This window comes from uncultured Microbacterium sp. (assembly GCF_963521645.1).
Classification (GTDB): Bacteria; Actinomycetota; Actinomycetes; order Actinomycetales; family Microbacteriaceae; genus Microbacterium.
On sequence record NZ_CAUQVQ010000089.1, the window covers coordinates 1 to 10,567 of the forward strand.

The window sequence follows — 10,567 nt, forward strand, 5'->3', positions numbered from 1 at the left end:
CGCGCCTCGTGCTGCGCGGGGTCACACCTCGCGCTGCGAGGGGTCACACCGGGGTCGCACCGTGCGCGCGGCGAGTCAGATCACCTTGCGCAGCGTGTATCCGCGCGGGGTGGCGACGAAACCGGCCTCCTGCAGTGCGAGGGCCAGTTCTGTGCCGTACACGCCCTCGCCGTTCACCTTCTCGACCGTGAGCGTGTCGAGCCGGCGGGCGCGCGCGGTCGTCGCCAGGTCGGTCGCCGCAGCCCGCAGCACGTCGGCATCGTCGGTGAAGCAGAGCACCGTGCGGCCACCGCGCTCGAGGTACAGCACGAGGGAGCCGTCGACGAGCACGACCAGTCCACCGGCCTTGCGGCCCGGACGATGCGACACGTCGTCGCGTCGTGGCCACCCGAGCGCTGCGCCGTAAGGGTTCGCGGGGTCGGTCGCCGCGAGGGTCACCGCGTTCCGCGGCGGCGGATCGGCGAGGCCCGCGAAGGTGCGCAGTCGGTCGACCGTGGCCGACGCGGCGAACTGCGCGGCGCCCAGTCGCTCGATCACGTAGCCGCGTCGGCAGTGGCCCGCCTCCTCGAAACCCGCCAGCACGCGATAGGCCTGTGCGAAGCCGCCGGGCACGCCCTCGGCCTGCACGGCACCGCGGGTCACCACCCCGTAGCGGTCGAGCAGGAGCCCGGCGGTGACGGTCGCACGACGAGCGGCATCCGTCTCGACCGTGGGCAGCAGAGACCATCGGCCGCCCATCGACGTCGGCCGTGGAGCGGTGCGCGTGAGAGACATGCCGCGGTACGTGCGTGCCCGTGGAGCACGCCGGGTGACGCGGTGCGCCTGCGATCCACCGGCGAGCAGCGACCGGATCGGTGCGAACGTGTCGTTGGTCACGCGCCCCGCCCAGGTCAGCGACCACAGCGCCTCGAGCACCGACTGCTCGTTCTCGGACCCGGTCATCTCCTTCAGCTGCGAAGCGAAGTAGGCCCCACCCGCCTCGAGGGCTCCGAGCACGCGCGCCTCGAGCGAGTCGGCGGCGATCTCATCGTCGGGCTCGGGCAGGGTGAAGGGAGCGAGATCGGCCGGATGCAGCGACACCCACCCATCGCGACCCGGGAGAGTGCCGTGTCCCGACCAGATGACCTCACCGGCGGCCGTCAGCTCGTCGAGCAGCGCCGGCGAGTAGTCGCGGACGCGCGAGGGGAGCACGAGAGACTCCCAGGCGCTCGCGGGGACAGGCACGCCGGCGAACTGCTCGATCACCGTGAGCACGCCGTCGAGTCCTTCGAGCGGACGGGTCAGGTGCTGCCACTCCGGCAGGAACCGTGCATAGGCCTCCGGCGAGACCGGCTCCACGCTGCCGCGGATCGCGGCGAGCGAACGCATGCGCAGTCGCCGCAGCACCTCGGCGTCGCACCACTCGGTCTCGTTGCCCGATCCCGACGCCTCGGGCAGGAAGTACCCGCTGGTCAGGCGTCCGGCGTGTTCGAGGCGTTGCAGGGTGTGGCGTGCGACGGCGCCGCCGATGCCGAATCGTGTCGCCACCGCCTCCGTCGTGAAGGGACCGTGCGTGCGGGCGTACCTCGCCACGAGGTCGCCCAGCGGATCGGCGAGCGGCTCGAGGAAGGCGACCGGGATGCCGGTGGGCAGCGCGGCGCCGAGCGCGTCGCGCAGTCGCCCCGCGTCTTCGATCACGGCGACGCGCGTGGAGCCGGCCACCGTGACGGGGATCGCGCGACGGGCGGCGATCAGCGCGTCGAGGTGATCGGACGCCGAACCCGTCTCGGGGTCGAGCCGAGCATCGACCTCGGCGGCATCCATCGGCCCCAGCATCCGCAGCAGATCTGCCACGCCCTCGAGGCCGCGCGCGTGTCGTTCGGGGTCGAGACGCTGCGCCTCGCGCTCGAACTGCGCGATGACGGCGGGATCGAGCAGCTCGCGCAGCTCCACGGTGCCCAGCAGCTCGCCGAGCAGTGCGGGATCGACCGAGAGCGCGGCCGCCCGGCGCTCCGCGAGCGGCGAATCGCCTTCGTACATGAACGCGCCGACGTAGCCGAACAGCAGGTCGCGCGCATAGGGAGAGGGCTGCGAGGGCTGGGTCTCGACGAGTCGGATCCGGCGATCGGCGATCGACACCGCGAGCCGGCGCAGCGACGGCAGATCGTAGACGTCCTGCAGCACCTCGCGCAGAGTCTCGAGGATGACCGGGAACGTCGGGTGACGGCGCGCGACCTCGAGCAGCTGCGCCGAGCGCTGGCGCTGCTGCCACAGGGGCGTGCGCTTGTTCGGGTTCATCCGCGGCATCAGCAGCGCACGGGCGGCGCACTCGCGGAAGCGCGAGGCGAACAGCGCAGAGCCGCCGACCTCCTGTGTGACCAGCTGCTCGAGCTCGTCGGGATCGAACACGAACAGCTCGGCCCCGGGCGGCTCGGCCTCGGCATCCGGGATGCGCACGATGATGCCGTCGTCGCTCGCGACGGCCGACCCCTCGACGCCGAGGCGCTCGCGGATGCGCGCGTTGATCGCGAGCGCCCACGGGGCGTGCACCTTCATGCCGTAGGGCGAGTGCAGGATCACGCGCCAGTCGCCGACCTCGTCGTGCCCGCGCTCGACGGTGAGCGTGCGGTCGGTGGGCAGCGTGCCGGTCGCCTCGCGCTGCTCGGTGAGATGCGCCATCAGGTTCATCCGCGCCTGCTCGTCGAGCCCTGCCTCGATCAGTCGCTGCGCGGCCTTCTCGGGGCTCGCCGCCGACACCTCGCGCGAGAAGCGCCCCAGCGCCTCACCGAGCTCGAACGGGCGCCCGATGCCGTCGCCGTGCCAGAACGGCACCTTGCCGGGTTGTCCGTAGGCCGGGATCACGTTCACGCGGTCGTGCGTGATCTCGGCGATGCGCCAGCTCGTGGTGCCCAGCGTGAACACATCCCCCACGCGCGACTCGTAGACCATCTCCTCGTCGAGCTCGCCGACACGGGCGCCCGTCGTCTCGCCCGCGACGAACACGCCGAAGAGGCCGCGGTCGGGGATCGTGCCGCCGCTCGTGACGGCGATGCGCTGCGCGCCGGGGCGCCCGGTCAGCGTGCCGGCGTCCCGGTCCCAGACCAGTCGCGGGCGCAGCTCGGCGAACTCGTCGGAGGGGAACCGACCGGCGAGCAGGTCGAGCGTCGCCTCGTAGGCCGAGCGAGGCAGTGACTGGAACGGCGCCGACCGTCGCACGGTCTCGAACCATTCCTCGACGCCGATGGCTCCGAGAGCGCTGGCCGCCACGGTCTGCTGCGCGAGGATGTCGAGCGGATTGCGCGGCACCTGGATCGCCTCGATCTTGCCCGCCAGCATCCGTTCGGTGACGATCGCGGTGTGCAGCACATCGCCACGGTGCTTGGGGAAGAGCGCCGCACGGCTGATCTCGCCGACCTGGTGGCCGGCGCGACCGACGCGCTGCAGTCCGGAGGCGGCCGAGGGCGGCGCCTCGACCTGGATCACCAGATCGACCGCGCCCATGTCGATGCCGAGTTCGAGGCTGCTCGTCGCCACGACGCACCGCAGCACTCCGGACTTGAGCTCCTCCTCGACCTGCGCGCGCTGCTCCTTCGACACCGAACCGTGGTGCGCCTTGGCGAGCACGGGATCGGCCCCCGCTGTCGCGCCGGCCTGGGCCATCATCGCGGCCGGCACGGTGGCGTCGGGCAGCGCGACCCCGATGCGCTCGGAGTAGATCTCGTTCAGGCGCCCGGTGAGGCGTTCGGCCAGACGCCGCGAGTTCGAGAACACGATCGTCGACTTGTTCTGCAGGATGCGGTCGACGATCGCCTCTTCGACGTGCGGCCAGACCGAACCGGTGACCTCGGTGTACTCGGCGCCGGGGGAGTCGCCCGTCTCGGCCGGGGCGCCGGGCGGGGGAGGCGGATTGGTCATGTCATCCATCGGCACGACGACGCCGAGCTCGAACGTCTTCGATGCGGGTGGCGCGACGATCTCGACGGGGGCGGCACCGCCGAGGAAGCGCGCGACCTCGTCGATCGGGCGCACGGTCGCCGACAGGCCGATGCGCTGGGCGGCGTCTTCATGGCCGTGCGAGCGTCGCAGAGCGTCGAGCCGCTCGAGGCTCACGGCGAGATGCGCGCCGCGTTTGGTCGCGGCCACGGCATGCACCTCGTCGATGATGACCGTGTGCACGTCGCGCAGGGTCTCGCCGGCGCGACTGGTGAGCATGAGATAGAGCGACTCGGGGGTCGTGATGAGGATGTCGGGCGGGTCGGAGACGAGCTTGCGTCGATCGCTCGAGGTCGTGTCCCCTGAGCGGACGCCCACCGTGACAGCGGGTGCCTCGAGGCCCAGGCGACGCGCAGACTGGCCGATGCCGATCAGCGGGGAGCGCAGGTTGCGCTCGACGTCGACGCCGAGCGCCTTCAACGGCGAGATGTAGAGGATGCGCGTGCGCGAGGCATCCGCGGCCTTCGAGCTCTTGGCGGGCGCCACCGGTCTCTCGGTGCGTTCGCGGAAGACGCTGTCGATCGCCCAGAGGAACGCCGAGAGCGTCTTGCCGGAGCCCGTCGGCGCCACGACCAGCGCGTGCTTGCCGGCCGAGATCGCGTTCCAGGCGCCGGCCTGAGCGGGCGTGGGTTCGGGAAAGGCACCCCGGAACCAGTCCTGCGTGGCGGGGGTGAAGCGGTCGAGCACGTCGCTCATCCCTCCATCATCGCCCGTGCCACCGACATCGGGGTCACGGTTGTCCGTGGGCAGCGGGATGCTGTACGCGTCGCCGCCGACCCCGCGTCGCGCGTGGCCGGGCGATGCGGGGTCGGCGGCGTGACGTCAGACCGCGGCGAGCGAGCCGCCCGGCTCGATCACGAGAGTGAGATCGAGGTCGAGCCTCGCGAGGAACGCGTCATCGTGACTCACCACCAGGACAGCCCCGCGGTACGCGCGCAGCGCCTCGACGAGCTGGTCGACGGTGTCGATGTCGAGGTTGTTGGTCGGCTCGTCCAGCACCACGAGATGCGGAGGCGGGTCGGAGAGCAGCAGCTTCGCCAGGGCCACCCGGAACCGTTCCCCGCCCGACAGTGCGGCGACCGGACGATCGGCCGTGGCTCCCCTGATGAGGAACCGGGCGAGGCGGTTGCGCAGCTCCTTCTCGGGCACCTGCGGGGCGGCATCCGCGATGTTCTCGAACACCGACCGGTGCTCATCGAGACCGTCGACGCGCTGCGGCAGGTAGCCGATGCGATCGGTGAGAGCCGTCGCGGTCCGCATCCGCGCGGTGTCATGACCACCGTCGTCCGCGTCCGCCACCAGCTCCTCCAGCAGCGTCGTCTTGCCCGCGCCGTTGGGGCCGATCAGCGCGAGGCGATCCGCACCCTGAATGATCCACGAGCGCTCGGCATCGCCGATCCGGGCGATACGGCGGCTGCGCGACACCTGCGGATCCGGCAGCTCGATCTTCATCGAGGCATCGGAGCGCAGGCGTCGCCCCGCCTCGTCGAGAGCGGTCCGCGCGGCATCCTCCTTCGCGCCGACCTCGGTGCGCAACCTGCCCGCCGACACCTCGGCGGCCATCTTTCGACCGTGCGCGATGATCTTCGGCACGCGCTTCTCGATCTCGGCTTTCTTCGCCGTGCGGGCGCGGTGAGCCAGCTTCACCTCGGCCTCGATGCGCTGACGCTTCTCCTTGCGGAACTCCTGCTTCGCGGTGACCTCGGCCTGTCGGGCCGCCTCCTGCTCGGCATCCAACCAGGCGCGCCATTCGGAGTACGGCCCGCCGAACACGCTCAGGGTCTGGGCGTAGAGCTCGGCGGTGTCGTCCATGAGCTCGAGCAGCGCGAGATCGTGGCTGACCACGATGAGCGTGCCCTTCCACGAGCGGACCATCGTGGCCAGCCGGGCGCGGGCATCGCGATCGAGGTTGTTCGTCGGCTCGTCGAGCAGGGTGATCGGCGCTCGACGCAGGCGGATGCCGGCGATCGCGACGAGCACGGCTTCACCACCCGAGAGCTCGCCGACCGTGCGGTCGAGGAACTCGGGCGCGAGACCGGCTTCGGCGAGCGACATCTCGGCGCGCGCCTCGATGTCCCAGTCGTCGCCGACCGCGTCGAAATGGGTCTGGTCGACGTCGCCCGCGCCGATGGCGCGCACCGCGTCGAGGGTCTCGGCGACGCCCAGCAGATCTGCGACCCTGCGGTCGACGTCGAGAGTGAGCTGCTGAGGCAGATACGCCACCTCGCCGGCCGCGGTGAGGAACCCCGAGGTCGGAGTCAACTCGCCGGCCATGAGGCGCAGCAGCGTGGACTTGCCGGCGCCGTTGCGACCGACGAGGCCGGTGCGACCCGCCCCGAAAGATCCCGAGACGGAATCGAGCGCGGTCGTGCCGTCGGGCCAGGTGAAGGTGAGACGGTCGAGAGTGACCGAGGAATGATGAGTGGGGATTGACATGGTGTCTCCTGTCGAGTGCGAGGGTGCACTGACACCGGTCACCGATGGTCCCGTCTGTTCGGGACGCGCAGTCGAGAGCGACAGCGGTGATGGTCGGCCGTGGAGTCGGCGATCGTCGGGTCAGCGCGCGAGAAGAAGAGCGCGGAGGCGACGGATCAGATCAAAGGACTTCCAGACACGGCGGACAGGACTCCCCGACGATACCCGGGCGTGTCGGAGTTTCGCAACCCGGGCGTGTCGCGAGGGCTGCGCCCGTTCAGCTCTTCGCGGCGCGTTCGAGCCACTTCGTGAGGAAGACGTGCACGTCGCGCAGCTCCTCCTCCGAGATGCTGTGCGTCAGGCCCGTGTACACGCGCCCCGACAGGTCGGTGTGCGACGGCAACCACTCGGCGGTGTGCGCGACGCGGGCCTCGGGGATCACCTGGTCGTTCGTGCCGCGACCCCAGAACACCGGAGGCCGCAGTTCCGTCAGCTGCTCGTCGTTCGGCAGCTCGCCGTCTGCCACGTATCCGCTCAGGGCCACCACGGCGTCGACGCGGTCGGGTGCCAGACGCAGCGCCTGCAGAGCGACGGCCGCGCCCTGTGAGAAGCCGAGGAGAGCGACCGACGGTGAGTCGTGCGCGGCCTCGTCGAGCCACCGCAGGAAAGACCTCGACGCCGCGGTCACAGAATCGGAGCTGCGTCCGTCGAGACCTTCGATCGCGTACCACGAGCGACCCGGCATGGGCCAGGGGGGAGCGAGCGGCGCTGCCACGGAGGCGACGGCGATGCCCTCGGGGAGATACGGCAGCAGGCCGAAGAGGTCGTGCTCGTCGGCACCGTAGCCGTGGAGCAGCACCAGCAGCGGCATCTCGGCGCGATCGGTGGTGGACCAGCGCGTGAGAGTGCCGTCGATCGTCGGTTCGTCGCTCACCCGTTCATGATGCCAGCGACCTCGGACACCGGCTCTCGGGCGCGGCTGGTAGAAAGGACACATGTCCGTCCGCACACCTGATCCAGAGCCAGAGCCCGAAGACGGCCTCGGAGGCTTCGACGCCGCGCAGCCGCCGTCTCGTGACGGCAACCCCGGGTGGCTGAGCGACGTCGAACTCGAAGAGGCGCGCCGCCGCCTGCCCATGCTCTACGTCGAGGCGATCCCGGTGCGCACCGACGGCTCGGGCCAGGTCTCCGAGATCGGCATCCTGCTGCGATCCACGCCGCTCGGCGAGATGACGCGCACCATCGTGTCCGGTCGCGTGCGCTTCGGCGAGACGATCCGCGATGCGCTGTTCCGGCATGTCGAGAACGACCTCGGGCCGATGGCGTTCCCGCTCCTGCCGCCTCAGCCGCTGCCCTTCACGGTCGCCGAGTACTTCCCGATCCCGGGCGTCAGCGCCTATCACGACGACCGGCAGCACGCCGTCTCGCTCGCGTTCGTGGTGCCGGTCACGGGCACGTGCGAGCCGCGTCAGGATGCGCTCGAGGTGACCTGGTTCTCGCCCGAGGCGGCGGCATCCGATGCGGTCGCCGCCGAGATGGAGGGCGGCAGGGGAACACTCATCCGCCTGGCGCTCGCCAATCTGGGCCTGCTCCGCTAGCGCCTCGGGCCGCTGCGCCCGCGCCGCGCCTCAGCGCGTCGTGAGTCGTGCGAGTTCGGCGACGAACAGGTCGACGTCGGATTCCTCGGTGTCGAAACCGCACATCCAGCGGACCTCGTTGCGCGCAGCGTCCCAGTCGTAGAAGCGGAACGACTCGCGCAGCAGGTCGGCGATCCCGTCGGGCACCTGCGCGAACACGCCGTTCGCCTGCGTGGGCTGCGTGAAGCTGACGCCGTGGATCGTGCCCGCCGAGATCGCGGCCTCGATCGAGCCGCGCAGCCGCTGTGCCATCGCATTCGCGTGCCGGGCGTTGCGCAGCCACAGGTCGCCCTCGAGCAGCGCGATCAGCTGCGCCGACACGAAACGCATCTTCGACGACAGCTGCATGTTGAACTTGCGCGAATACCGCAGCCCGGTCGACGCCTCGGGGTTCAGCACCACGATGGCCTCGCCGAGCATCGCACCGTTCTTGGTGCCGCCGAAGCTGAGCACGTCGACGCCGGCGTCACGGGTGAAGGCGCGCAGGGGCACGTCGAGCGCGGCTGCGGCGTTCGAGATCCGCGCGCCGTCGAGGTGCAGGGTCATGCCGCGCTCGTGCGCGTGGTCGGCGAGGGCTCGGATCTCGTCGATCGAGTAGAGCGTGCCGAGCTCGGTCGACTGCGTGATCGAGACGACGAGGGGCTGCGCGCGGTGCTCGTCGCCCCATCCCCAGGCCTCGCGGTCGACCAGCTCGGGCGTGAGCTTGCCGTCGTCGGTGGGCACGGCGAGGATCTTGAATCCGCCGATCCGTTCGGGCGCTCCGCCCTCGTCGACGTTGATGTGGGCCGAGGACGCCGCGATCACGGCCCCCCAGCGAGGGAGCATGGACTGCAGGCCGGTGACGTTCGCCCCCGTGCCGTTGAACACCGGGAAGGCCTCGACGCCGTCGCCGAAGTGAGCGCGGAAGACCTCTTGCAGGCGCTCGGTGTAGGCGTCTTCGCCATATGCCACCTGGTGCCCGCCGTTCGCCGCGACGATGGCCTCGAGGACCTCGGGGTGCACGCCGGAATAGTTGTCGCTGGCGAAGCCCCGGATCGCGGGGTCATGCTGAATGCTCACCACGCAAGCCTATTGCCCGACGCCGACGCCGGATGCCGAGCCGGGCGGTCTCGGATCGGATGACCGCCCTACCGAATGTCGGGGGCTCCGCCTACCCTCTATCTCATGGAGCGCACCGCCGCGAAGACCGCTTTCGCCAACGTCCTCGTCAACACGCTCATCGCGAACGTGACGACGAGCTTCCTGTGGTTCGCGCTCACCTTCTGGGTGTACATCGAGACGCAGTCGGTCCTCGCGACGGGCGTGATCGGCGGCGCCTACATGCTGTTCATCGCCTTCTTCGCGATGATCTTCGGCACGATCGTCGACCGCAACCGCAAGCACACGGTCATGCTTCTCTCGAGCGTGATCTCGGCCGTCGCCTTCCTGATCGCGGGTCTGCTCTACGTCTGGCAGCCCGAGGCCGCGCTGCTCGACCTCGGGGGGCCATGGTTCTGGCTGTTCTCGGCGATCATCCTGTTCGGCGGCGTGATCGAGCAGCTGCGCAACATCGCGCTGTCGACCACGGTGACGCTGCTCGTGCCGGAGGAGAAGCGGGCCAACGCGAACGGACTGGTCGGCACCGTGCAGGGTCTCGCGTTCCTCGTGACGAGCGTGTTCTCGGGTCTCTCGATCGGCTTCCTCGGCATGGGATGGACTCTGGCGATCGCGATCGGCGCGATGGTGCTGACCTTCGTGCACCTGCTCTTCATCCGCATCCCCGAGGGGGCGCCGACGCCCGACCCCGATGCCAAGAGCGCGCTCGACTTCCGCGGCAGCGTCACCGCGATCCGCCTCGCGCCGGGCCTGTTCGCGCTGATCATCTTCTCGACCTTCAACAACCTCATCGGCGGCGTCTACATGGCGCTCATGGACCCCTACGGGCTCACACTGTTCGACGCGCAGATGTGGGGGTTCGCTCTGGCGTTCGCGTCGACCGGATTCCTGATCGGCGGGGGACTCGTCGCGAAGTTCGGCCTGGGGGTGAAGCCGATGCGCACGCTGCTGCTGGTCGTGATCGTGATGGGGCTGCTCGGGTCGGTCTTCATGCTGCGCGAGTGGTGGCCGCTGTACGTGATCGGCATGTGGATCTACATGGCGCTCGTGCCGCCGGCCGAAGCGGCCGAGCAGACGATCATCCAGAAGGTCGTGCGCTACGACCGTCAGGGTCGCGTGTTCGGGGTCGCGGCCGCGATGGAAGCGGCGGCGGCTCCCGTCACGGCCTTCCTCATCGCTCCGATCGCCGAGTTCCTCATCATCCCGTACATGCGCACGGACGAGGGCAAGCAGCAGTGGGGGTGGCTGCTGGGCGAGGGCGATGCGCGAGGCATCGCTCTGATCTGCCTCTTCGCGGGCCTCATCATGGTGGTGGCCGGCACTCTGGCGTTCTTCACGAAGTCGTACCGAAAGCTCACAGAACTGTACGCGAGCGCGCCCGAACAGGAGATTCCGGCCGAAGAGGCAGAGGATGGCGCAGCGCAGGCGCCGCACGCCGAGGCTGAGCC

At 70.2% G+C, this 10,567-nt stretch carries 6 protein-coding genes; 2 read left to right on the forward strand and 4 right to left on the reverse strand.

Annotated elements, in window-relative coordinates:
• Positions 1 to 75 precede the first annotated feature (75 nt).
• From RWO82_RS13540 to RWO82_RS13550, 3 genes are all read right to left on the reverse strand, one after another.
• On the reverse strand, positions 76 to 4,668 hold the full coding sequence (locus tag RWO82_RS13540; protein ID WP_314427966.1) for an ATP-dependent helicase: 4,593 nt from the start codon (positions 4,666 to 4,668) through the stop codon (positions 76 to 78).
• 126 nt (positions 4,669 to 4,794) lie between these two features.
• Positions 4,795 to 6,408, reverse strand: coding sequence for an ABC-F family ATP-binding cassette domain-containing protein (locus RWO82_RS13545; RefSeq protein WP_314427967.1), 1,614 nt, complete (start codon positions 6,406 to 6,408; stop codon positions 4,795 to 4,797).
• Positions 6,409 to 6,664: 256 nt separating this feature from the next.
• Complete coding sequence (locus tag RWO82_RS13550; protein WP_314427968.1) at positions 6,665 to 7,321, reverse strand: alpha/beta fold hydrolase; 657 nt, start codon at positions 7,319 to 7,321, stop codon at positions 6,665 to 6,667.
• A 61-nt stretch (positions 7,322 to 7,382) separates the two neighbouring features.
• Between RWO82_RS13550 and RWO82_RS13555 the strand changes: the two genes are divergently transcribed.
• Entirely contained in the window at positions 7,383 to 7,985 is a 603-nt protein-coding gene (locus RWO82_RS13555) for a DUF4916 domain-containing protein (protein WP_314427969.1), read from the forward strand.
• A gap of 30 nt (positions 7,986 to 8,015) precedes the next feature.
• On the opposite strand, the gene RWO82_RS13560 is transcribed toward RWO82_RS13555, so the two are convergent.
• Positions 8,016 to 9,083, reverse strand: a complete 1,068-nt coding sequence (locus tag RWO82_RS13560; protein WP_314427970.1) for a low specificity L-threonine aldolase — start codon at positions 9,081 to 9,083, stop codon at positions 8,016 to 8,018.
• A 105-nt stretch (positions 9,084 to 9,188) separates the two neighbouring features.
• Here RWO82_RS13560 and RWO82_RS13565 point away from each other — a divergent pair.
• Positions 9,189 to 10,567, forward strand: a 1,379-nt coding sequence (locus tag RWO82_RS13565; protein ID WP_314427972.1) for an MFS transporter, incomplete at its 3' end; no start/stop codon positions are given.